Genomic DNA, 22,438 nt, shown 5'->3' with positions numbered 1-22,438 from the left:
GTCGTCCTGCGGTCGGTGCACAGGGGACAATGGGTGCATGACTGAGCCGGATCCGACCTTTGCGCTGCCCGACGAGGCCGGCGACGCCGACCGTGAGCGGGCGCTGCGCGCGGGGCTCACCGACTACGAGCTCGAGGACGAGGACCTTGCCCTCCTGCACGCGGGCGACGTCGGGGAGATCGGTGAGGAGCCGGTCGTCGTCTTCCCGGTGCTCGCCGTCGTCGGCCGTCCGAACGTCGGCAAGTCCACGCTCGTCAACCGCATCCTCGGCCGGCGCGAGGCCGTCGTCGAGGACAAGCCCGGGGTCACGCGCGACCGCGTGAGCTACCCCGCCGACTGGTCCGGCAAGCGGTTCACGCTCGTCGACACCGGCGGCTGGGAGGTCGACGTCGCCGGCATCGAGGCGCGCGTGGCCCAGCAGGCCGAGGTCGCGATCTCGCTGGCCGACGCCGTGATCTTCGTCGTGGACGCCACCGTCGGCGTCACCGAGACCGACACCCAGGTGGTCCGCCTGCTCCGCAAGGCCGGCAAGCCGGTCGTGCTGTGCGCCAACAAGGTCGACGGACCCGCCGGCGAGGCCGACGCGGCCAACCTCTGGTCCCTCGGCCTCGGCGAGCCGTTCCCCGTCTCGGCCCTGCACGGCCGCGGCACCGGCGACCTGCTCGACGCCGCGATCGACGCGCTGCCCGAAGTCTCCGCCCACGGCACGCCGATCCCCGACGGACCCCGTCGCGTCGCGCTCGTCGGCCGCCCGAACGTCGGCAAGTCCTCGCTGCTGAACAAGGTGCTCGGCGCCGAGCGCGTCGTCGTCGACTCCGTCGCCGGCACCACGCGCGACCCGGTGGACGAGCTCGTCGCGCTCAAGGGCAAGCCGTGGGTGTTCGTCGACACCGCCGGCATCCGTCGCCGCGTGCACCAGACGTCCGGCGCCGACTTCTACGCCTCGCTGCGCACGCAGGCCGCGATCGAGAAGGCCGAGGTGGCCGTCGTCCTGGTCGACGCCTCGGTGAAGCTCACCGAGCAGGACACCCGTGTGATCACGCAGGTCATCGAGGCCGGCCGCGCGCTGGTCATCGCGTACAACAAGTGGGACCTCATGGACGAGGACCGCCGCCCGTTCCTCGAGCGTGAGATCGAGCAGGATCTCGTGCAGGTGCAGTGGGCACCCCGCGTGAACATCTCCGCGAAGACCGGCTGGCACACCGACCGCATGGTCCCCGCGCTCGAGCGGGCGCTGGAGTCCTGGGACACCCGCATCTCGACCGGGCGCCTCAACGCGTTCCTCGGCGAGCTCGTCGCGGCGCACCCGCACCCGCTGCGCGGCGGCAAGCAGCCCCGCATCCTCTTCGCGACGCAGGCGTCCACCCGCCCGCCCCGCTTCGTCATCTTCGCGACCGGCTTCCTCGACCCCGGCTACCGCCGCTACATCGAGCGTCGCCTGCGCGAGACGTTCGGCTTCGAGGGCACCCCCATCTCGATCTCGGTGCGGGTGCGGGAGAAGCGCAAGCGGTGACGCCCGAGGGGTTCGTGGAGCACCGACGGCCTCTGCTGAGGCTCGGCCTGCCGCGCGACCCCGCCTCGAGCAGCCACATCACCGGGTTCCTGGTGACCACGCTCGCCACCGTCATCGTGACGCGCCTGCTGCTCGACCTGACCGGGTTCCCGCAGCTGGGCGGCGGGGGAGTGCACATCTCCCACGTCCTGTGGGGTGGGCTGCTCATGGCCCTCGCGTTCATCGGCGTCATGACCTTCATCGGTCCGGTTGCGCGGCGGGTGGTCGTCCTCGTCGCCGGCGTGGGCTTCGGGCTGTTCATCGACGAGGTCGGCAAGTTCGTGACCTCCGACTACGACTACTTCTGGGAGCCGACGGCTGCCCTGATCTACCTCGTGGTCATCGGTCTGGGACTGTTCGCCGACGTCCTGCAGCGACGCCACCCGCGCGACCCCGCCGAGTACCTCGCCGCCGCCGCCGACCAGGCCGTCTCCGGTCTGGCGGGCGGCTTCAGCACCCGCGAACGCACGCGAGCGCGCTGGTACCTGTCCCGGGCAGGCGACGTCCCGGGGGCCGACGAGCTGCGCGCCCTGCTCGACTCCGTGGAGCACGACGCCGCCGAGGTCCCCGACCCGATCGGCGCCACGTCCCGGTGGATCGTCGCCGCGTCGCGCTGGCTGGTGCGTGCCCGCTGGGTCCCCTGGGTGACCGTCGCGGTGCTCGTCGCCACGTCCGTCGTGACGCTCGCCCGCGGCATCTACGGCTGGACCGCGTCCGACGACCAGCCCGTCTGGCTCGTGGCCGGCATCCTGCTCAGCGGGCTCGCGTCCACCGCGTTCGCCGTCGTCGGACTCGTCCGGGTCCGCCGCGACCGCGAGTCCGGCTACCGCTGGTTCCGGCGGGCCGTCCTCGTCGCGCTCCTGATCACCCAGATCTTCCTGTTCCGGCTCTCGCCCTGGGACGCGACGATCGGGCTCCTGGTGGACCTGGTGATCCTCGGCGTCGTCGCCGCCGAGCTCGACGTGATCGCCGATGACAGGACCACGTCGCCCGTGGGGTAGAGTTTCCGAGGCTTCTGCGGGAGCCATCGGGCTGTGGCGCAGCTTGGTAGCGCACTTGACTGGGGGTCAAGGGGTCGCAGGTTCAAATCCTGTCAGCCCGACAGTGAAAGTCCAGGTCAGCGGCTTCTCGGAGGCATTCCGAGGGGTCGCTGATCTGTGTTTCGGGGCAACCGGGACCCCGTCCGGGACCCGACTTCCATCGGACGGATCCGGATCCGCGTGGACGCGGGCGGTGCGTCCTGACGTGCGTCTCATCCACCACGCCGACTGCGGCATGCTCACGTTCACCGACGACGCGTTCACGCTGTCGATCCAGGACGAGACGGGGATCGAGCCGGAGTGGGGCCGCCGAGTCGTTCACCGACCTGGACGTCCGGCAGTCGATCGCGCGCATCAAGGCCAGTCCGTTCGTGCCGCACAAGGACGCGATCCGCGGCTTCGTGTTCGTCGTCGCGACGGGGTTGCTCACCGAGGTGAACTAGGAGCGGGCCCGACCGCGAGTGGATCGGGTTAGAGTGCGAAATCCTGGCTCGTTGACGGGGTGTGGTGCGGACATGGTCGAGGATCGGGTCGCCGAGTTCCATCGGTTGCATCGTGCGGGGTGCTTCGTGATGCCGAACCCGTGGGACGTCGGGAGCGCACGGCTGCTGGAAGAGCTGGGGTTCACGGCGTTGGCCACTACGAGTGCCGGTTTGGCCTGGTCTCTTGGCGTGACGGACGCCCAGGTCACCCGCGATCAGACGCTCGAGCATCTCCGGCAGATCGCCGGGGCGGTGTCGGTGCCGGTCAACGCTGACTTCACGAACGGGTACGCAGTGGATCCTGCCGGCGTCGCGGCGAATGTGACGCTGGCGGCGGGGACGGGGATCGCCGGACTCTCGATCGAGGACTCCTCAGGAGACGAGGCCGATCCGCTGTTCGACTTCGAGCTGGCCGTGGCGCGGGTGGCCGCGGCACGCCGAGCGATCGACGAGAGCGGCACGGGGATCGTTCTGACCGCCCGGTCCGAGGGTTTCGTCTGCGGCCGTCCCGACATCGACGAGACGATCAGGAGGCTCCGTGCATACGCGGACGTCGGCGCCGACTGCCTCTATGCGCCGCGGATCGACGACCTGGAGCATGTGTCAGCCATCGTGGCCGCGGTGGCGCCGAAACCGGTGAACCTCCTGATCAACTCTCCGTTCACCACGGTTGCTGAGGCCGCGCAGCTCGGGGTCCGCCGGATCAGCGTGGGGGGCACGCTCGCGCGTACCGCGTGGGACGGAGTCTTGTCGGCCGCCAGGGAGATCGCTGAGCGAGGGACGTTCTCGCGATTCCAGGGACTACCCGACGTCGAGGCCCTGTTCGGCGACTGAGAGGGTCGACGCCCGGCGAGGACGCCACACGCGGCACTCCGGCGTCCTGACCTGGGGCGGTGCGTCAGGCGAGGGACAGGAAGAGCTTCTCGAGCTTCTGCACGTCGAGCGTGTCGGTCTCGCCGTCCTGCTCAGGCTTGACCAGGCACTGACGCATGCCTGAGGCGATGATCGCGAAGCCGGCGCGGTCGAGGGCGCGGGAGACCGCCGAGAGCTGCATCACGATGTCCTCGCAGTCGCGACCCTCGTCCAGCATGCGCACGACGGCTGCCAGCTGGCCTTGGGCGCGCTTGAGCCGGTTGGACACCTTGGACATCTCGTCCTTGTCCAGCTCCATGGCGGGACCTCCTTCGTCGCGGGCGAGCCAGGATACCCCGGGGAGTACCGGTCCGATGGTGGTTGACGTCATGACGTGGGCACGGCTTCGAGGGCGGCTCGGAGTCGTGTGCCGGCGTCGGCCGCGACACGCTGGAGGGCGTCGTTGCCGCTGAGCTGGACGAGCACGTCGGGGTCGACGGCCTCGACGACCGTCCGACCGTCCTCGACGGAACGGACGACGACGTTGCAGGGCAGGAGCAGGCCGATCTGCGGCTCGGTCGCCAGAGCCTCGTTCGCGAGCACCGGGTTGCACGCGCCGAGGATGACCTGGGGCGCTATGTCCACGTCGAGCTTCGCCTTGAGGGTGGCAGCAAGGTCGATCTCGGTGAGAACGCCGAAGCCCTGCGCCGCGAGCGCCTCGCGGACTGCCGAGAGCGCGTCGGGGAAGGAGAGGTCGGTGGTCGCGGTGAGGGCGTAGCTCATGGCTGGGTCACCGATCCGTCCTGGTGCTCGGAGATCTCTTGGCGGACGGCGTCCATGTCGAGGGCTTTGATCGCGCCGATGATCTCCTCGAGTCCCATGGCGGGCAGGGCGCCGGGCTCGGAGTAGAGCAGGATGCCCTCGCGGAATGCCATGAGGGTGGGGATCGACGTGATCCCGGCTTGGCCGGCGAGCTCGCGCTCTGCCTCGGTGTCCACCTTCGCGAAGACGACGTCGTGATGCTGTGTGGATGCGTTCTCGAAGATGGGGGCGAACATCCTGCAGGGTCCGCACCAGGCGGCCCAGAAGTCGACCAGGACGATGTCGTTCTCGTGGATGGTGTCCGCGAATGCGGCGCCGGTCAGGGTGATGGTGGACAACGGCACTCCTTCAGGAGTCGTGGGCGGTCAGCGGCAGGTGCACTGCTGGGTGCGGGGGACGTCGGCCATGACGGCGTCGACGTGCATGCCGCAGCCGGACCAGGTGACCTTGCCGCAGCGGGAGCAACGGGCGGGCGAGCACATGGGGGTTCTCCTTCGTCGGGGTGGTTCAGCGCCGGACGGCGCCGCCGGCTGACTGCCAGGCGCCGATGCCGCCCGACAGGCTCGTGGCGTCGAAGCCGAGCTTGCGCAGGTGCTTGGCGGCGCTGCGCGAGCGCATGCCCGAGGCGCACATGACCACGACTGGCGTGTCCTGCTTGAGGCGTCGGGGGGCCTTCTCGATCTCGCCGAGGGGCACGTGCACGGCCTGGGGGGCGTGGCCCGTGTTCCACTCGGACCGTTCGCGCACGTCGAGCAGGGCGGCCCCGTCGCGGACGAGCTCGAGCGCCCGGGCGGCGCCGATCGTGGGCCGCAGGGTGTCGTCGCCGTCAGCGCTACCGAAGAGTCGGCGAAGGGTGCTGCTGATGGACATGGACTTCTCCTTGGGGGTCAGGCGATGAGGTCGGGGCGGACGGCGGTGAGCGTCAGCCAACCGCCGGACAGGTTGCGGGCGTCGACGCCTGCGGCGAGCAGGACACGGGTGGCGATGTGCGAGCGGACGCCCGAGGCGCAGTGCACGCTGACCGGGCGACCGTCCGCGGCTGTGTGCACCTCGTCGAGACGGCCGCGCAGCTCCGTGTGGGGGATGTGCAGCGCGCCCTTGAGGTGTCCCCGGTCGAACTCGCTCTGTGAGCGGACGTCCAGCACGAGGGTGTCGGCCAGCACGTCGTCCAGGTCGCTCGGGTGCCACTGCGGCGTGGTGCCGTCGAGGACGTTCTGCGCGACGAAGCCGAGCATGTTCACCGGGTCCTTGGCCGAGCCGTACGGGGGAGCGTAAGCCAGCTCCAGCTCGGCGAGGTCGTCCGCGGTCATCCCGGCGCGCAGCGCGGTGGCCAGCACGTCGATGCGCTTGTCGACCCCGTCGCGACCGACGGCCTGAGCGCCGAGCAGCCGCCCGTCGGGCGCGAAGGAGGCCACGAGGTGGATCTGCTCAGCGCCGGGGAAGTAGCGGGCGTGGTGGCCGGGGTGGATCCGGACCACCTCGTGCGCGATGCCCGCGCGAGCGAGGGTCAGCTGGCTCGCACCGGTGACGGCCGCGGTGAGCCCGAACATCCGAATGATCGCGGTGCCCAGGACGGCTGCCTGTGGGGTCGTGCGCCGTCCGAGCATCGAGTCGGCGGCCCGCCGCCCCTGGCGGTTGGCGGGACCGGCGAGCGGCACGGGGCCGACCGCCCCGGTGACGGCATGGACGACCTCGACCGCGTCGCCGACGGCCCAGATGTGCGGGTCGGAGGTCCGCTGGTCCTCGTCGACGCGGATGGCGCCGTGGCGGCCGAGCTCGAGCCCGGCGTCGCGTGCCAGCTCGCTCGCGGGGCGCACCCCGACGTTGACGAGCACCAGGTCGGCGCTGAGCTGTGTGCCGTCGGAGAGGACGACGCTCAGCGCGGAGCCGGAACCCGTGTTGAGGGCCTGTGCCGAGACGCCGAGGTACAGGCCGACGACGCGGGCCGTCAGCTCGTCGGCCAGCAGCGGTGCCAGTTCGGCGTCCAGGGGTGGCAGGACGTGGTCGGCCAGCTCGACCACGTCGACCTCGAGGCCGCGGGCGACGAGGGCCTCGACAGCCTCCAGGCCGATGAACCCAGCGCCGATGACGACTGCGCGCGGGCGCTCGGCCCGCTCGTCGACGAGCCGGCGGACGTGCTCGTCCACGCCGTCGAGGTCGGGGATGGTCCGCAACGCGTGCACGGCCGGGTGGTCCAGCCCGTCGATCGGGGGTCGGACGGCGACCGCGCCGGGGGAGAGCAGCAGGGCGTCGTACGCGAGGTCGTAGCGGTCGGCGCCGGCCGTGACGGAGACGGTCCGTGCGGCCCGGTCGATCGCGGTCACGCGGTGGCCGGTCCGCACGTCGAGCGCGAGCGCGGCACCCAGCGAGGCCGGTGTGTGCAGGAGCAGGTCGTCACGCCGCTCGATCTCTCCGGACAGGTGGTACGGCAGCCCGCAGTTGGCGAACGAGACGTAGTCCGACTGCTCCAGGACGACGATCTCGGCCCGCTCGTCCAGGCGCCGCGCGCGAGCCGCCGCGCTCATCCCGCCGGCAACACCGCCGACGATGACGATCCTGCGAGGGCCGTGTTCCGGGCGAGGGGTTCCGTCGTTCATGGGAACGAATATACCCCCAGGGGTATCCGGACGCGAAATCGCAGGCGGCTGTCCTTCCTCGCGTCGGCGACGAAACGGGGTCGAACAGCAGCCGGGCTGCGGCGAGGCTCGCCTCTTCGCAGCCTTCGCTCGGCGAGATCGGCGAGGCGGGCAGAAGGCCCCATGCCGCAGGTGCCGAGGGTCTGCGACAAGACCCACGTAGGGTCACGGGGTGCGCGTGACCAGGGTGGTCGAGACCTCGCTAGGCCCGGTGGAGGTCATGCATGTGCCTGGTGACAGACCGCCCGTGCTCTTCTTCCCTGGCGGGCACTGTTCCGCCGCGGTCGACTGCGGATGGAGCCTGTACGCCTCGCTCGGCTACGGCGTCCTGTCCTTCTCCCGGCCCGGGTACGGGCTGACCGACGTCGGCGCACTCACTGCGCAGGAGTTCGTGCCGGCCGTGACGGACTGCTGCGAGCAGCTGGCGGTCGACGAGACCTCGGGAGCCGTTGGGGTCTCGTTCGGTGGTCTGCAGGCCATCCACGTCGCCGTGGCCCAGCCAGATCTCGTGCCACGCCTGTTCCTGCACAGCTGCGCGCCCTCGACCCATGCGTATCCGGACACCCGCCGGGAGGCGCTGATGGGGCCGATCGCGTTCGCGCCCGGTATGCAACGGCTTGTCTGGGCGGCGATCGCGCGGCTGGTCGACTCGGAAGCCGGCCTGCGCCGCATGGTGGGGACGCTCTCGATGAGGCCTCCCGAGGGCTGGTGGTCCTCCTGGTCGAGCGCTGATCGAGACAGCGCACGCGAGCTCTTCGCCTCGATGAGCTCCGGTTCAGGCTTTGTCAACGACCTCCGCCAGGGACGCGACGGGAGATCTGCCTATCGCCGGCAGTTCGAGGCGCGGGTCCTCTGCCCGGCTCTGGTGACGGCGTCCCGGAGCGATGCCGGGGTTGCCTTCAGGCACGCAGAGGATCTCGCCCGGACGATTGCGACCGCCACGCTCATCGAGATCGACTCGCCGAGCCACCTGTTCTGGATCGGCCCCGCCCGCGATCAGGTCGCCCGTGCCATCAGGACGTTTGTCGCGACTGCTCCGTGACGCATCTCCATGAAGCCGGTCGGCCATCTCGAGCCTGCTCGCCCACGGCGGCACGGCGAGGAAACGTCACGATGATCGGGCTCACCTCCGACAGCGCGTAGTGCAACGGACGACTGGGCGCCGACCACTGACCGCGCGGCGTCCTCGGCGGGGACTGGCCAGTACTCTTGCCGAGGTGCGCCGGGAAGTCTGGTCGGCAACGTCCTCACCGACTCCAGACGAAGGTCGACTCCGTGCCGAACACTGATCGCTCCGCCCGGCTGCTGTCCCGAGGGACGTGGCCCGAGGCGCAACGGATCGCCGAGATCCTGCGCAAAGAGACCGTCGGGGGAGCCCTCCTGCTGGTCGCCGCCGTCGTCGCGCTGGTCTGGGCCAACTCCCCGTGGGTCGACGCGTACGAGTCTCTTCAGGACTTCACGTTCGGTCCCGCGGCCCTGCACCTCGATCTCTCACTCGAAGCCTGGGCATCAGACGGGTTGCTGGCGATCTTCTTCTTCGTCGCGGGGCTCGAGCTGAAACGGGAGTTCGTCGCGGGCGATCTCCGCGACCCGCGTCGCGGCGCCGTGCCGATCGCCGCAGCCGTCGGCGGCGTGATCGTCCCCGCCGTGATCTACGCGGTGGTGAACGCACGCGCAGCCGACGGCGCCCTCGAGGGCTGGGCGATCCCTACCGCGACAGACATCGCGTTCGCTCTCGCGGTGCTCGCCGTGATCGGGCGGCACCTCCCGTCGGCGCTCCGCACGTTCCTGCTCACACTCGCCGTCGTCGACGACCTGCTCGCCATCGTCATCATCGCCGTCTTCTACACGGAGGAGCTCGCGGTCGCGCCGTTGCTGGGTGCGCTCGTCCCGCTCGCCTTGTTCGCGGTCCTCGTGCAACGACGAGTCCGGTCCTGGTGGCTGCTGCTCCCGTTGGCGTTCGCCACCTGGTCGCTCGTTCACGCCTCGGGCGTCCACGCCACCGTCGCCGGCGTCCTGCTGGCCTTCGCTGTGCCCGTGGTTCGAAGCGACCGGGCCGGGGGACCGGACGCAGGGCGGGGTCTGGCCGAGCACTTCGAACACCGGTTCCGGCCGCTGTCCGCGGGTGTGGCGGTTCCGGTCTTCGCCCTCATGGCGGCCGGGGTGACCCTGGGCGGGCTGGCAGGGGCGAAGGATGCCGCCGCGGACCCGATCGCGATCGGCATCGTCCTCGGCCTCGTCCTGGGCAAACCGATCGGCATCCTGGCAGCCACCTGGCTCGTCGCTCGATTCACCCGCGCCGACCTCGACGCTGACCTCGGATGGGTCGACGTGCTCGGGCTGGCGATCCTCGGGGGCATCGGGTTCACCGTGTCGCTACTCATAGGCGACCTGGCCTTCGGCGCCGGCACTGAGCGAGACGACCATGTCAAGGTCGCGATTCTCGTCGGCTCCCTGACCGCGGCGGTCCTGGCCGGCGGCGTACTGCTCGGTCGCAACCGCACGTATCGACGGATCCGCGCTGCTGAGCTCGCTGACAACGATCGTGACGGCATTCCCGACGCCTACCAGGGACGCGACGCCTGATGTCCGTCTAGACCGGGACCGCCTGCAGCCTCGTGGACGAGCAACCTGGCCTGTGCGTGCGGTGACGACGGGTGAGCGCTCGCGCGTCAAACATCACACGAGCTGCAATCGCGACCATGTCGTGACAGTGGATGCCCAGGCCGCGGCCCCGACGCCGACGACGAGCACGACGCCGAGCGCGCTCACGTCTGCGGCCGCCTCGGCCCCGCCCGCGCCGACGAGAAGCGAGGGAACCGCCCACGGGAACCACGATCCGCCGCCGAGCAGCACCACGACCTGGCTGACCATCACGATGCCAAGAAGAGCGCCCACCGCCGGCAGGTACCCCCTGCCCACGGTTCCCACCCAGGCGAACGGCAGCGCCAGCCACGCGCCGGCCACGCCGGCCAGCACCCCGGCACCCATCGTCTGAAGGTCGCCCACAGCTGGTGGACCCATGCCGGCGACCACCCCACTGACAAGGGCGAGGAGGGCCCCAGCGACGGCTGCGACCGATGACGCGAGCATCACCGAACCGAGCTTGGCCGTGGCGATCCGCGAGGACGGCGTCGGCAGGGCCAGCAGCTGCCCCAGGGTCCGGTCCGAGTACTCCCGGCCGCAGGTCCACGCCGCGACGACCCCAGTTCCGAGCAGCCACAGAACGGAGACGATCTGTCCGAACGCGCCGCCGACGGCGGACCAGCCCACGCCATCGACCATGGCCGCCACCTTTGCCCCGGCCAGTGAGCCCTCCGCCGTCCCTCGCGCGGCGAGCAGCGCCGCGCCGACGGAGAAGAACGCCGCGATGGCAGCCATCGCGCCGAACGCCGTTCGGGTCACCGGCGACTTGCGCACCTTGAGCAGCTCGACCGTCCATGCGGGACTCATGAGCGTGCCTCGGGCTTCGGAGCGAGAGTCGGCCGAGACAGTTCCTCGGTGACGTCGATCCCGTCCGCCCGAGCGGCCATCGCGAACAGCTGGACCTCCAGGTCGGGCGTCTGGGGTTCAAGGGAACCGACCACCCGCCCGCGGTGGAGAACCGTGATTCGGTCCGCCATGCGCGCGAGCTCGTCAAGGTGGTGGCTCGAGACGAGGATGGCGCAGCCAGCTGTACGGGCTCGCTCCAGGACGAGCCGACGGACAGCCAGCACACCCGCGGGATCAAGGCCGTTGGTCGGCTCATCGAGCACCACCAGCTGCGGGTCGTGCACGAGCGCGGCCGCCAGGCCGAGCCGCTGCCGGTTGCCGAGCGACAAGCCACCCGCCCGTCGGGTCAGCAGGTCGCCGATCCCGAGGGCGGTGGCGGCCCGGGTCACGGCGTGCGGGACCAGCGCACGCGGGACGGCCCGCAGGAGTGCCGCCGAGGTCAGGTTCTGCTCCACCGTGAGTTCGGGGTAGGCCGCCGGTGCGTCGATGAGGTGTCCGACCACCGCACCGGACGGTTCGGTGCCGGAGGTCAGACGGATGACTCCGGCATCCGGACGCAGGACGCCGGCGAGCATGCGCAGCAAGGTCGTCTTCCCCGAGCCGTTCAGCCCGACGAGGGCGTGCACCTGCCCGGCGACGACGTCCAGGTCGACCCCGTCGACAGCCGTGACATCGCCGAACCGGCGGACCAGGCCCCTGGCCTCGAGCGATGTCATGGTCGGGGGCCGAGCACGTCGAGGGCCGTAGCAAGGGCGTCAGCGAGCATCGGGCCGTCCGGAGAGGGAGGTGTGGCACCCCAGTGCATCAGCCCTGAGGTCATCGCGCCGAGCACCGCCCCGACGGACACCTCGGCGACGGACCGCTCGACGTCCTGGGCCACCAGCACGGTGACCACGGCGTCCTGCGTCCTCGTCATGTTCTCCCAGATCCGCGCCCGCAACGCGGGGACTCCGGTCGCCAGTCGCAGCCGTCGCCGCGACTCGTCGTCGAACTCGGCCGACCGCAGCGCGGCGAGCGTGCTCAGGAGGCCGAGCCGCACGCGCTCCAGCGCCATCAGGTTCCGCGGCTGCGCGGCGACGGCGTCCGCGAGCATCGGGTCGTACGGGTCGTCGAGGACGACGTCCTCCTTGGTCGGGAAGTGACGGAAGAACGTCATGTGCGACACGCCTGCTGCAGCCGCGATCTCGGCGACCGTCGTCCGCTCGTAGCCGCGCTCTTCGAACAGGCGCAAGGCGTGCGCTTGCAGCGCGCCCCTGGTGTCGGCGGCACGCGAGGACGAGCGGGAGATGGCGATGTCAGGCACGCTTCGAATGTTAGTTAGTAACTAACATCTTTGTCCAGATCGATGCTGATCCGGCGACCTACCCCGCGTGCGCGTCGTTCACCGCCCTTACCCCTCGCCCAGATGCCGGCGTGGCCGCTCGACTGGCCCCGAACGCGCCTCGACGCCGGCTGATCGGCCGGTCTAGCGTGGTGAATGTGCGTTCAACGGCTGGCCCGTCAGTTGTCGCGCCCGCGTCCGACCTCACGACGCGAGCTCGCGTCCGCGCGTCTGCGACCTGGGGGTTCACCTGCGATGTGCCCAGGGATCCGCTGGCCTACTTCGTGATCGCGGAGCGGCACGCGACGGTCGAGGGTGACCCGCCCGAACGTGGCACGCAGAGCGTGCTGACGACCCGCCGCATGCTGGACGAGTACCTCCTCTACGTCGGGGACCCGCCCGCCGTCGATGGCCGCGCGTCGCTCACCTGAGCCACGCGCGCCTCGGCGCGAGCATCCCTTCGACGACAAGGAACAGCCATGACCAGCCTCACCTCGGCGCGCGCGAGCGCGCCCGCGATCCAGATCGAGAACCTCCACAAGTCCTTCGGCACGGTCCACGCGCTCGACGGCCTGAACCTCACGGTCCCCGCGGGGCAGGTCGCCGGGTTCCTGGGGCCGAACGGCGCCGGCAAGTCCACCGCTATCCGGGTGGTGCTCGGCCTGCTCCGGGCCGACTCGGGGTCAGTGCGCCTGCTGGGCGGCGACCCGTGGCGTGACGCGGTCGCCGTGCACCGGCGCCTGGCCTACGTGCCCGGCGAGGTCTCGCTGTGGCCCAACCTCACCGGCGGCGAAGCGATCGACCTCCTCACCCGGCTGCGCGGCAGGGCGGACCGGCGGCGCAAGGCCGAGCTCCTCGAGCGCTTCGAGCTCGACCCCACGAAGAAGACCGGGACGTACTCCAAGGGCAATCGGCAGAAGGTTGCCCTCGTAGCGGCCCTGGCGTCCGACGTCGACCTGCTCGTGCTCGACGAGCCCACGTCCGGACTCGACCCGCTGATGGAGGCGGTGTTCACCGACTACGTGCGACAGGCCACGTCTGAAGGGGTGTCGGTACTGCTGTCCAGCCACATCCTCTCGGAGGTCGAGAAGGTGTGCGACACCGTGACGATCATCCGAGCCGGGCGCGCGGTGGAGTCGGGCACCCTGGACGAGCTGCGCCACCTGACACGGTCGGCGGTGAGCGCAGTGGTCGACACCGACCCGGGCAGCCTGGCCGCGCTGCCCGGCGTGCACGACCTGCAGGTCACACCGACGCAGTCCGGCAACAGGGTGACGTTCGACGTCGAGAACACGCAGATCGCCGGTGTCCTGACGGCGCTCGGCACGATGGGCGTGCACACCATGACCGCGGCGCCTCCGTCGTTGGAAGAGCTCTTCCTGCGCCATTACGGCGACGGCGTGGATGCCGCCGACAGTGCTCGACCGGTCGCACAGGCGCGTGGATGATGACGACCACGACGATCCGACCGTTGGCATCGACGGAGTCGAGTCAGGAGAGCGGCGGAAGCACACTCACCGGCACCTGGCAGCTCGTCCGGTTCATCGTGCGCCGCGACCGCGTCCGCCTCGGCGTGTGGACCGTGTCGGTGGCGGGCTTCTACGCCTACTTCACGTTCGCGCTCGACACCCTGTTCGCGGACCCTGTCGCCCAGCAGGGCAGGGCAGCTGTGATGGAGACGCCGGCGGGCATCATCATGGGCGGCCCGGGGTACGGGATGGACGACTACACCACCGGCGTCGCGATGGCGAACGAGGGCATCACCTGGGTAGTGCTCGCCCTGGCCATCATGAGCATCCTGCACGTCGTCCGGCACACTCGCGCCGAGGAGGAGTCCGGCCGAGCCGAGCTCCTGCGGGCAGCGACCGTCGGCAGGCACGCGCCGGCCGTCGCCTCCCTGATCACCCTCGGTGTCGTCAACGCCGTCATCGCCGTCGTCTCGGCACTCACGATGGTCGCCATCGGCGACCTGCCGCTGGTCGACTCGTTCGCCATGACCGTGGGCTCGGCGCTCAGCGCGGTGGTGTTCGGTGCCGTCGCTCTCGTGCTGTGCCAGGTCACGGCGCACGCCCGCGCCGCCACGGGGATGAGCCTCGCGGTGTTCGCTGTCGCGTTCGTCGTCCGTGCCGCAGGCGACATGCGCGAGGTGGGTGGCAGCGCGCTGTCCTGGCTCTCGCCGATCGCCTGGGCGCAGCAGATGCGCGCCTTCGTCGACCTGCGCTGGTGGCCCTTGCTGATCAGTGTCACCGCAATTGCTCTGCTGCTGTGGCTCGCGTCGGCCCTTGCCTCGCACCGCGACTTCGACGCCGGTCTGCTCCCCGCCCGCAAGGGTCGCGCCGACGCCAGGTCGTCCCTGCGAAGCCCGATCTCGCTCGCCTGGCTGCAACAACGCGCCCCACTCGGCTGGTCGTGCCTGGGTCTAGGACTCATGTGGTTCGCGTCGGGCACGATGCTGCCGGACATCGACGACATGGTGGGCGGCCTCGTGCAGGACAACCCCGCGGTCGCTGCGATCTTCGGCGACAACCCGGACCAGTTCACACTGGGCTTCCTCGGCGTGCTCATGCTCTACGGTGCTGCTGCCTGTGCGGCCTACGCGATCGTGATGGGACATGCAGTCAAGGGCGAGGAGAGCGCCGGTCGCGCCGAGGTCATGCTCGCCCTGCCTGTCGCACGCACGTGTTGGCTCGCCGCGCAGCTCGTCGTCGCCGGCCTGGGGGCCGCAGCGCTCCTCGCCGTGAGCGTCTACGCCGTCTGGCTCGGGACCGTGGCCGTGGACGGCGGCGGCCCCGGCGCCGGTGAGTACACGGCGGTGTTCGTCGGCTACCTGCCTGCGGTCCTGGTCTATCTGGCCCTCACGGCAGCGTTGTACGGGTGGATGCCCCGGGCGGCAGGCGTCGGCTGGGCGCTCCTGGCGTACAGCTTCGTCATCGGCATGTTCGGCGGTCTCTTCGAGGACCTCCCGGAGGCCGCGAGCTGGATCTCCCCGTTCTTCTGGGTGTCTGCCGCGTTCACCGAGGAGCTCAGCTGGCCGGCGTTCGTCGGCCTGACGACGACGGCGGGCGTGCTGTTCCTCCTGGCCCTCGTCGGGCTCCGACGTCGCGACATCGGGACGGCCTGACGCGCATCCGTCGCCCGGCCCGGCGCGGAGACCGTTCCGCGCCGGCCGGGGGACGACGGGGAGTGCGCCCGTCGCTGTCATCTGCCCGTCATGTCGATCGAGGTTCCGCCGTGCCAGGGTGAACACGTGGGACCACGGCCGCCGGGCACCGCCGCAGGGGAGCGGACAGCACCGGTGGTCGACACGCGACGAGCCGTGCTCGCGGTCGCGCTGTGGCTGGTGGGGCTGGGCGTTCTCTGGGCTGCGGGGCTCGCTCTCGCGGACCGTGGAGCGGTCGTCACCTACGGGAGCGCGCCGCCGTTCATCGGGTACCTGCACGGTCGCGTGGCGGTCGGCACCGGCCTCGCGGTGGCCGTCGCAGCGGTCGTCGTGCTTCAGGGACCTCGCTTCGCCCGCACCGCAGGCTGGCGTCCTGTCCTCCTGGCCGGGTGGGGAGCGTCGACCACGTTCGCCGTGCTCCTGGCAGCGACGGATGGTCTCGACGCGATCGCCGCGCCGCTGACGGACGAGAACGACTACCTGGCGGTCGTGCCCCTCGTGGCCCAGGACCCGGGAGAGTTCCTGCGCACCTTCACCGATCGCGCCCTGAGCTACCCGGTGCACGTGCGCGGCCATCCACCGGGTCTGCCGTTGCTGCTCGGTGGGCTCGACCGCCTGGGACTGGGCGGCGAGTGGTGGATGGCGGCGTTGGTCGTGGTGGTGGGGACGAGCTCGGTCGTGGCGGTGGGTCTCACGGTGCGCGCACTCGCAGGCCCGCCCGGCGAGGAGACGGTGCGTCGCGCGCTGCCGGCCGTCGTGCTCGCACCGGCAGCGCTGTGGCTGGCGACGTCGGCCGACGCGCTCTTCACCGGTGTCCTGGCGTGGGGCGTCGCCCTGCTCGCCATCGCCTCCACCCGGGACGGGCGGTCCTGGCCGTGGGCGCTCGCCGCGGGGCTGGTCCTGGGGCTGTGCCCGTACCTGTCCTACGGGTTGCTCCCGATGGGCGCGCTCGCCCTGGTCGTCGGGTTCGTCACGAGGCGGTGGGCTCCCACCGTCGTGGCCGGCGCAGCGGTGCTGGCCTCCGTGGCGGCCTGGGGCGCAGCCGGGTTCTGGCTGCCGGACGGCATCGCCGCTACGCACGTGGCGTCCACGCTGGGCCGTGCCGCGGACCGGCCGTACCTGTACTTCCTGGTCGCCGATCTCGTCCTGCTCGGCGCTGTCGTCGGCCCGGCCGGCATCGGTGGGCTCGTGGGCCTGCGTCTCCTGCCGCGGACCGTCCAGCTCCTCGTGGTCGTCGCTCTGGGCGCGGCGCTCGTCGGCGCCCTGTCCGGCGTGGAGCGCGGGGAGGTGGAACGCATCTGGCTGCCTCTGGCGTGCTGGGTGCTTCCCGCGGCGGCGACGCTCGCGGACCGACGGGGGTGGCTCGTCGCGCAGGCGACCGCGACGATCGCACTGCAGATCGTGCTCGTCTCGCCCTGGTGACTCGGACCGTCAGGTAGCCGTCATCGTCGGGCACGGTCCGACCGACGACGGCCGACCTAGGGTCGAGGCGTGGCCCGCACCCGGCTGAGCGACCTCCGGCGGCAGCCGCCGGATCAGGCGGACTTCCGGTCGCCGGTGCACGACCCGCGCGTCGTGGCCCGGGTCGGAGTCCTGCTGGCCACGGCGATCGGCACGGCGTTCGTCACGGGGTTGCTGTCCCACCTGCACCAGCATCCCGTCGCCTGGGTCTCGTTCTCGCCGTTGCCGGTCTGGGGGTTCCGGCTGAGCCAGGGCCTGCACGTCGCTGCGGGGCTGGCCGCGCTGCCACTGCTGCTGGCCAAGCTGTACACCGCCTACCCGGCCCTGTTCCAACGTCCACGGCTGCGCGGACCGCTGCACCTGCTCGAACGAGGGTCGGTGGCCGTCCTCGTCGCCACCGCGATCTTCCAGCTGGTCACGGGGCTCCTCAACATCTTCCAGTGGTACCCGTGGTCGTTCTCCTTCGTGCGGGTGCACTTCGCCGTCGCGTGGGTGCTCGTGGGGTCGATCGTCATACACGTCGCGGTGAAGCTTCCGACCATCGCGGCCGCCTTGCGGCGCCCGCTCGGTCAGGAGGTGGACGGCGAGCACGACGGGCCGACGCGGCGCGGGTTCCTCGCGGGCACCGCGATGACCGTTCTCGGCCTGACGGCACTGACCGTGGGGCAGACGGTCACGCCGCTGTCCGACGCCGCGGTCCTCTCGCCCCGGCAGTCCGGAGTCGGCGTCCAGGGAGTGCCCGTGAACCGCACGGCGCGGAGCGCGGGAGTGCTGGACCGTGCGACCGACCCCGCCTGGCGGCTCACCGTCGGTGGGCCTCGCGGGACCGTCCGGCTCTCCCGGACCGACATGGAGGCGATGCCCCAGGTCACGGTCGTCCTCCCGATCGCCTGCGTCGAAGGCTGGAGCACGACCGCCTCGTGGCAGGGGGTACGGGTGGTCGATCTCATCGCCGCGGTGAGCGATCGGTCCGATGCCGATGTCCGGTTCGTGAGCCTGCAGGAGGCCGGCTCGTACAACGAGTCCGTGCTGCCGGGCGCCTACGCCACGCATCCCGACAGCGTCGTCGCGCTCCGGCTCGGCGGTGAGCCGCTGCACGTCGACCACGGGTATCCGGCGCGGTTGATCGCGCCGAACCGGCCGGGCGTCCTGCAGACCAAGTGGCTCGAACGGATCGAGGTCGTGGAGGCATGACCGAGACCTGGACCACCGGGCGCCTCGTCCTGCTGGGCGCCGGGGTCGTGCTGGTCGGCGTCGGTGTCGTCGTCGGGCTGACGTCCGTTCCGCAGGGCCAGTGGCCGTCCGTGCTGCTCTGGTTGGCCGGTGGAGTGGCGGTGCACGACGCCGTGCTGGCACCGGCAGCGGTGGTCCTCGGCGCGCTCGTCCTGCCGCGGGTGCCGGTGGGCTGGCGTCCGGCGCTGCGGGCCGGGGCTCTGGGCGCGGCCGTCCTCGCGATCTTCGCCGTCGTCATCGTCGTGGCCTCCGGCATGCGCCGTGACCCGTCCGTGGTCCCTGTGCCGCTGACGACTTCTCTCGTCGTCGCGACGGCAGTCCTGGTCCTCGCCGTCCTGGTGGGCGCGGCCGTCGGCACGGCGCGCGATCGGCCGCGGGCACCCGAACCCGTGGATCCGGACCTACTGCCGCGCGAGGACGCCGACTGACCAGCGCCTCAGAGCGCCCGCAGAGCGACGACCGTCCGACCCTGGAGGTGCCACTGCTCCAGCACGGCGAACCCGCACCGCGGGGCGAGCCGGGCGAGTGCGTGCACACCGATCCGCGCCCACGGCATCGGGCGACTGGTTCGACCGTCGGAACGGCGCAGGGTCAGTGGCGCGGTGTCGTCGGCGTCGGCGTCGGCGTCGGTCTCCACCAGGACGAGGCCGCGGGTCCCGACGAGGGCGCGACACCGGTCGAGCAGCGCGGCCGGGTCGCCGCCGATGCCGATGTTCCCGTCGGCGAGCAGGACCGTGCCCCACCGGCCCTCGGCGGGAATGTGGTGCTCGACGGCACGCCGCAGGACGGTCGCCCCGCGGCGGCGCGCGTGCTGGACAGCTCGGGACGAGATGTCGATGCCTAGAGCCGGGATGCCACGAGCGTTCAAGGCGCCGACGAGTCGACCCGGGCCACAGCCGACGTCGAGCACCGGGGCCTCGCACCGCGCGAGCATCAGGTCGTCGATGGCGTCCGGCTCGTCCGTCCAGCGCTCCACGGCGAGCGTGACGATGCCGCCCGAACCCAGGGCGACGACGGGCTCTCCGTCGAGCGCAGCCTCGTACAGCGTCATGGGGTGCGGGCGCATCAGCGCGGCGCCCGGTCGTCGGTGAGGCGGCGCCACGTGGCCGCGAACTGCGTCCCGGGAGCGTCGAGCGCAACCGCGCGCGCGTCGGTGGGCACGTCGACGTCACGGAGCCGGGGGAGGAGCCGCACTCGGAGCCCGAGGTCCCGGAGCCGACGGAGCTGGGTCGCACCCGTCCGGGCCGTCGACATAGGTACACCGTCGAAGACGCGGTCGTCTGCCTCCCGCAACCCGATCGCCCAGTAGCCTCCGTCATCGGTCAGACCGAGCACGGCGTCGGCGTCGGCGAAGTCGACGGTCGCGAGGTGCCCCCCGAGCTGAGGGGTGTCCATCCCGACCAGCACGGCAGGGGAGTGCCCGGTGCGCTCGAGAACGCCACGGAAGGCGGCCGCCAACCTGACACCAAGGCCGCCCGGCGGCTGCGCCACGACATCGAAGCCCGGCGGGAGCCACGGGCCGGGCTCTCCGTCCAGAGCCACGACCCTGTGGGTCGCCGAGGTCGACGACATCGCGGCGAGGGTGTCCTCGAGCGCGGCCTGGGCCAGGGTCGCTGCGTCGTGCGGACTGAAGGCGCTGTGCAGCCGGGTCTTGACGCGTCCGGCGACGGGCGCCTTGGCGAGCAGCACGACGGCCCGTGCGGGTTCGGCCGGGACGGTCATGAGGCCAGCACCGTGGACATGTCGCGCACCGCGCGGACCACGCCCAACGGGGTACCCGTCACCTTCGAGCGACCCGTCCGCAGCTCGTAGTCGACGTCGACCTCGCTGATCCGCCAGCCGTCGTCGGCCGCGCGGACCACCATCTCCAGCGGGTAGCCCGAGCGCCGGTCGTGCAGGTCGAGCTCGAGCAGGGCCGCTCTGCGGGCGGCTCGCATCGGTCCGAGATCCGCCAGCCGCAACCCGGTCCGGCGTTCCAGCCGGTGGACCAGGACCTTGTTCGCGACGCGCAGGTGCCACGGCCAGGCGGCCGCAGACGTGGGGCGCCGACGACCCAGGACGAGATCGGCCCCCTCGCGCAGTGGGTCGAGCACCCGGTCGAGCTGTCCGGGGTCGAGGGTGCCGTCGGCGTCCATGAACGCCACCACGTCCGCGGTCGCGGCGAGCAGGCCGGCGTGACAGGCCGCTCCGAACCCGCGGCGGTCCTCCCGGACGACGCGAGCGCCGAGCTCGCGTGCGACGTCGGCCGTGTCGTCGGTCGACCCGTTGTCGACGACGATCACCCGCAGACTCGGCGGCACCCGCGGCAGGAGCCAGGCGAGCGCGGCCGCCTCGTCGAGGCAGGGCAGCACCAGGTCCACCGTCGGGTCGCCACCAGTCACCCGTCCACGCTAGGTGGGCTCGGCCGGCCGGCGGGCTCGGCCGGGATGACCGTTCGATGACGGATCCGCTGCACAGGGCGCCCCGGGCCGGATCGGGTCAGCCGCACCACGGGACGCGGACTAGCGTGACAACCATGCCCAGTGTGCTGGTGGTCGACGACGAGGAGCTCGTGGCGCGCAGCGTGGCCGCGTACCTGGAGGCGGACGGCGTGCGGGCCAGAGTCGCAGGCGACGCCCGCGAGGGCGAGCGCCTCTGGCGGGAGACCCGGCCCGACGCCGTCGTGCTCGACGTGCGGCTTCCCGGCGCCTCGGGGCTCGACCTGCTGCGCCGGATGCGGTCCGACGCCGACCGCACCCCGGTGGTCCTGCTCTCCGGTCTCGGCAGCGTGGACGACCGGATCATCGGACTGGAGCTCGGTGCCGACGACTACCTGACCAAGCCCTTCAGCCCGCGCGAGCTCGTCCTGCGCGTGCACGCCTTGCTGCGGCGAGGTGACATCCATCCCGGTGACGGCTTGCGATCGGTCACTGTCGGCCCCTTGACGCTGGAACCGTCCACCCGTTCCGTGTCCTTGGGCGGGTCCGAGCAGGTGCTGGCCCCGCGCGAGTTCGACCTGCTGCTCTTCCTCGCGCAGCACGCCGGGTCGACGTTCGGCACGCGTGAGCTGCTGCGTCGCGTGTGGGGCTGGGACTTCGGCGACGACTCGACGGTCGTCGTGCACGTCCGTCGCCTCCGTCGGAAGTTCGAGCCCGACCCGTCGGAGCCGACGCTGCTCACGACCGTGCGAGGAACGGGCTACCGGCTCGGCACCGCCGACGAGCTGACGGCATCGCTGGTTGAGGCGTCGAGATGAGCCGGGACCTCTGGTTCATCGCCGGCATGACCGCACTCTGCGCGGTCGGTGTCGGGGTCGTCGGCGCGCTCGTCGTCAACCGAGTGCGCCGCGTTTCCCTTGTCGCAGCGATGGTCGTGACGGCCCTTGTCCCCGTCGCCGTCGTCGCGCTGGCGATCTGGGTGAACGTCGGGGCGATGTTCCTCTCGGAGCACGACGCGGCGGTCGCTCGCCTGGTCCTCGGGCTCTCCTCACTACCCGCGGTCGTGCTCGCGGTCCTGCTCGGCCGCTTCGTGCTCGCCGACGTCCGTGCAGTCGGTGCGCAGGCGCGCGGCCTCGCGACCGAGGCAGGCATCCCGGCGGCGGCACCCGTGACGGCCGAGCTCGCGGAGCTCTCGTCCGAGCTGGCCAGGACCCGGGTACGGCTCGAGGCGTCGCGGGAGCGGGAACGTGCCCTGGAGTCCGCGCGCCGGCAGGTCGTGGCATTCGTCACGCACGACCTGCGGTCACCGCTGTCCGGCGTCGGCGCGACGATCGAAGGGCTGAAGGACGGGGTGATCACGGACACCGACACCGCCTACCTCGGCATCGGGGCCGCCGTGGAGCGGATGGGGCGGATGATCGATGACCTCACCGACCTGTCGCGCCCCGACGGGCCGGCACCGGCCCGGCCGCCGCAGACGGTGGAGCTGAGCGCAGTCCTGACCGACGTGCTCGCCCACTCGGCACCCGCGGCCGTCGCCCAGGACGTCGTCCTGATCGTCGACGTCCAACCTGGGCTGGAGGTGGTGGGCCTCCCCGACGAGCTCGCCCGGGTTCTCGACAATCTTGTCGGCAATGCCGTGCGGAGCAGCGGACGTGGCGGCACCGTGCGCGTTGCCGGCTACCGGCACGACGGCCAGGTGCGTGTCGCCGTCGAGGATACCTGCGGAGGGATCCCGGCCGAGGAGCGCGCGCACGTGTTCGAGGAGGGGTTCCAGGGTGGCGGGGTCCATGGCACACGCCAGCGGGAGACTGGGTCGAAGGGGCTCGGGTTGGCCATCGTCGGGACCGTCGTCGCGGCACACGGCGGCCGGGTGGACGTCGAGCCGACCGACGCAGGATGCCTGTTCGAGGTCCGGCTGCCGGCACCGGCGGAGACCACCGCCACGGTGCTCCAGGACTGACTGCAGC

The 22,438-nt window shown here is 71.5% G+C and carries 24 protein-coding genes and 1 tRNA gene; 14 read left to right on the top strand and 11 right to left on the bottom strand.

Annotated elements, in window-relative coordinates:
- The first annotated feature begins 37 nt into the window (after positions 1-37).
- From der to J2X26_RS14790, 4 genes are all read left to right on the top strand, one after another.
- A complete protein-coding gene (gene der / locus J2X26_RS14805) occupies positions 38-1,513 on the top strand; it encodes a ribosome biogenesis GTPase Der (protein WP_055914772.1) in 1,476 nt (491 codons plus the stop codon).
- The gene (locus J2X26_RS14800; RefSeq protein WP_307493452.1) at positions 1,510-2,553 is read left to right on the top strand and encodes a hypothetical protein; all 1,044 of its coding nucleotides are present in this window, start codon (positions 1,510-1,512) and stop codon (positions 2,551-2,553) included. Before der ends, J2X26_RS14800 begins: the two co-directional genes overlap by 4 nt.
- A gap of 27 nt (positions 2,554-2,580) precedes the next feature.
- Positions 2,581-2,654 (top strand) — tRNA-Pro (locus tag J2X26_RS14795).
- A gap of 453 nt (positions 2,655-3,107) precedes the next feature.
- Positions 3,108-3,908, top strand: coding sequence for an isocitrate lyase/PEP mutase family protein (locus J2X26_RS14790; RefSeq protein ID WP_307493451.1), 801 nt, complete (start codon positions 3,108-3,110; stop codon positions 3,906-3,908).
- A gap of 64 nt (positions 3,909-3,972) precedes the next feature.
- Here J2X26_RS14790 and J2X26_RS14785 read toward each other — a convergent pair whose 3' ends face one another.
- The 5 genes from J2X26_RS14785 to J2X26_RS14765 all read right to left on the bottom strand — a co-directional run bounded on the left by J2X26_RS14785 (position 3,973) and on the right by J2X26_RS14765 (position 7,345).
- Positions 3,973-4,245, bottom strand: a complete 273-nt coding sequence (locus J2X26_RS14785; RefSeq protein ID WP_307493450.1) for a metal-sensitive transcriptional regulator — start codon at positions 4,243-4,245, stop codon at positions 3,973-3,975.
- A 68-nt stretch (positions 4,246-4,313) separates the two neighbouring features.
- Positions 4,314-4,709 carry a DUF302 domain-containing protein gene (locus J2X26_RS14780; protein ID WP_307493448.1) on the bottom strand — a complete coding sequence of 132 codons (396 nt, stop codon included), beginning with the start codon at positions 4,707-4,709 and terminating at the stop codon, positions 4,314-4,316.
- Positions 4,706-5,086: a thioredoxin gene (gene trxA, locus J2X26_RS14775; protein WP_307493446.1), complete on the bottom strand. Its 381-nt coding sequence runs from the start codon at positions 5,084-5,086 to the stop codon at positions 4,706-4,708. The genes J2X26_RS14780 and trxA overlap by 4 nt, the downstream gene beginning before the upstream one ends.
- Before the next feature lie 169 nt (positions 5,087-5,255).
- Positions 5,256-5,618 carry a rhodanese-like domain-containing protein gene (locus J2X26_RS14770; protein ID WP_307493444.1) on the bottom strand — a complete coding sequence of 121 codons (363 nt, stop codon included), beginning with the start codon at positions 5,616-5,618 and terminating at the stop codon, positions 5,256-5,258.
- Positions 5,619-5,635: 17 nt separating this feature from the next.
- Complete coding sequence (locus J2X26_RS14765) at positions 5,636-7,345, bottom strand: FAD-dependent oxidoreductase (RefSeq protein WP_307493442.1); 1,710 nt, start codon at positions 7,343-7,345, stop codon at positions 5,636-5,638.
- 211 nt (positions 7,346-7,556) lie between these two features.
- On the opposite strand from J2X26_RS14765, the gene J2X26_RS14760 reads away from it, so the two are divergent.
- Both J2X26_RS14760 and nhaA read left to right on the top strand, forming a co-directional pair.
- Positions 7,557-8,426 (top strand): alpha/beta fold hydrolase, encoded by an 870-nt coding sequence (locus J2X26_RS14760; protein ID WP_307493440.1) that lies wholly within the window; start codon positions 7,557-7,559, stop codon positions 8,424-8,426.
- Between the two features lie 233 nt (positions 8,427-8,659).
- A complete protein-coding gene (gene nhaA / locus J2X26_RS14755; RefSeq protein WP_307493438.1) occupies positions 8,660-9,970 on the top strand; it encodes a Na+/H+ antiporter NhaA in 1,311 nt (436 codons plus the stop codon).
- Positions 9,971-10,063: 93 nt separating this feature from the next.
- On the opposite strand, the gene J2X26_RS14750 is transcribed toward nhaA, so the two are convergent.
- The 3 genes from J2X26_RS14750 to J2X26_RS14740 are packed head-to-tail and all read right to left on the bottom strand — an operon-like array spanning position 10,064 to position 12,179.
- The gene (locus tag J2X26_RS14750) at positions 10,064-10,837 is read right to left on the bottom strand and encodes an ABC transporter permease (RefSeq protein ID WP_307493436.1); all 774 of its coding nucleotides are present in this window, start codon (positions 10,835-10,837) and stop codon (positions 10,064-10,066) included.
- Entirely contained in the window at positions 10,834-11,592 is a 759-nt protein-coding gene (locus tag J2X26_RS14745; RefSeq protein WP_307493434.1) for an ABC transporter ATP-binding protein, read from the bottom strand. The genes J2X26_RS14750 and J2X26_RS14745 overlap by 4 nt, the downstream gene beginning before the upstream one ends.
- Positions 11,589-12,179 carry a TetR/AcrR family transcriptional regulator gene (locus J2X26_RS14740; RefSeq protein ID WP_307493432.1) on the bottom strand — a complete coding sequence of 197 codons (591 nt, stop codon included), beginning with the start codon at positions 12,177-12,179 and terminating at the stop codon, positions 11,589-11,591. Before J2X26_RS14740 ends, J2X26_RS14745 begins: the two co-directional genes overlap by 4 nt.
- Positions 12,180-12,454: 275 nt before the next feature.
- On the opposite strand from J2X26_RS14740, the gene J2X26_RS14735 reads away from it, so the two are divergent.
- From J2X26_RS14735 to J2X26_RS14710, 6 genes are all read left to right on the top strand, one after another.
- Positions 12,455-12,628, top strand: a complete 174-nt coding sequence (locus J2X26_RS14735; protein ID WP_307493430.1) for a hypothetical protein — start codon at positions 12,455-12,457, stop codon at positions 12,626-12,628.
- A 48-nt stretch (positions 12,629-12,676) separates the two neighbouring features.
- Complete coding sequence (locus tag J2X26_RS14730) at positions 12,677-13,645, top strand: ABC transporter ATP-binding protein (protein WP_307493428.1); 969 nt, start codon at positions 12,677-12,679, stop codon at positions 13,643-13,645.
- Complete coding sequence (locus J2X26_RS14725; RefSeq protein WP_307493425.1) at positions 13,645-15,318, top strand: ABC transporter permease; 1,674 nt, start codon at positions 13,645-13,647, stop codon at positions 15,316-15,318. Before J2X26_RS14730 ends, J2X26_RS14725 begins: the two co-directional genes overlap by 1 nt.
- Positions 15,319-15,444: 126 nt before the next feature.
- Positions 15,445-16,779: a hypothetical protein gene (locus J2X26_RS14720; RefSeq protein ID WP_307493423.1), complete on the top strand. Its 1,335-nt coding sequence runs from the start codon at positions 15,445-15,447 to the stop codon at positions 16,777-16,779.
- A 69-nt stretch (positions 16,780-16,848) separates the two neighbouring features.
- Complete coding sequence (locus tag J2X26_RS14715) at positions 16,849-18,012, top strand: molybdopterin-dependent oxidoreductase (RefSeq protein ID WP_307493421.1); 1,164 nt, start codon at positions 16,849-16,851, stop codon at positions 18,010-18,012.
- Entirely contained in the window at positions 18,009-18,479 is a 471-nt protein-coding gene (locus J2X26_RS14710; protein WP_307493419.1) for a hypothetical protein, read from the top strand. Before J2X26_RS14715 ends, J2X26_RS14710 begins: the two co-directional genes overlap by 4 nt.
- A gap of 8 nt (positions 18,480-18,487) precedes the next feature.
- Here the strand turns inward: J2X26_RS14710 and J2X26_RS14705 are convergent, their stop codons facing one another.
- Genes J2X26_RS14705 through J2X26_RS14695 form a run of 3 tightly spaced genes read right to left on the bottom strand, consistent with a single transcriptional unit; the run spans position 18,488 to position 20,432 of the window.
- Positions 18,488-19,117: a class I SAM-dependent methyltransferase gene (locus J2X26_RS14705; protein ID WP_307493417.1), complete on the bottom strand. Its 630-nt coding sequence runs from the start codon at positions 19,115-19,117 to the stop codon at positions 18,488-18,490.
- Positions 19,117-19,773: a TIGR04282 family arsenosugar biosynthesis glycosyltransferase gene (locus J2X26_RS14700; protein ID WP_307493416.1), complete on the bottom strand. Its 657-nt coding sequence runs from the start codon at positions 19,771-19,773 to the stop codon at positions 19,117-19,119. Before J2X26_RS14700 ends, J2X26_RS14705 begins: the two co-directional genes overlap by 1 nt.
- On the bottom strand, positions 19,770-20,432 hold the full coding sequence (locus J2X26_RS14695; RefSeq protein WP_307493414.1) for a glycosyltransferase family 2 protein: 663 nt from the start codon (positions 20,430-20,432) through the stop codon (positions 19,770-19,772). Before J2X26_RS14695 ends, J2X26_RS14700 begins: the two co-directional genes overlap by 4 nt.
- Positions 20,433-20,566: 134 nt before the next feature.
- On the opposite strand from J2X26_RS14695, the gene J2X26_RS14690 reads away from it, so the two are divergent.
- Both J2X26_RS14690 and J2X26_RS14685 read left to right on the top strand, forming a co-directional pair.
- Positions 20,567-21,286: a response regulator transcription factor gene (locus J2X26_RS14690; RefSeq protein ID WP_307493412.1), complete on the top strand. Its 720-nt coding sequence runs from the start codon at positions 20,567-20,569 to the stop codon at positions 21,284-21,286.
- On the top strand, positions 21,283-22,431 hold the full coding sequence (locus J2X26_RS14685) for a sensor histidine kinase (RefSeq protein WP_307493410.1): 1,149 nt from the start codon (positions 21,283-21,285) through the stop codon (positions 22,429-22,431). Before J2X26_RS14690 ends, J2X26_RS14685 begins: the two co-directional genes overlap by 4 nt.
- Positions 22,432-22,438 lie beyond the last annotated feature (7 nt).

Origin of the sequence: Cellulomonas humilata (genome assembly GCF_030814415.1) — a bacterium.
Taxonomy (GTDB): Bacteria; Actinomycetota; Actinomycetes; order Actinomycetales; family Cellulomonadaceae; genus Cellulomonas; species Cellulomonas humilata_A.
This window is presented reverse-complemented; position numbering and strand designations above follow the sequence as displayed.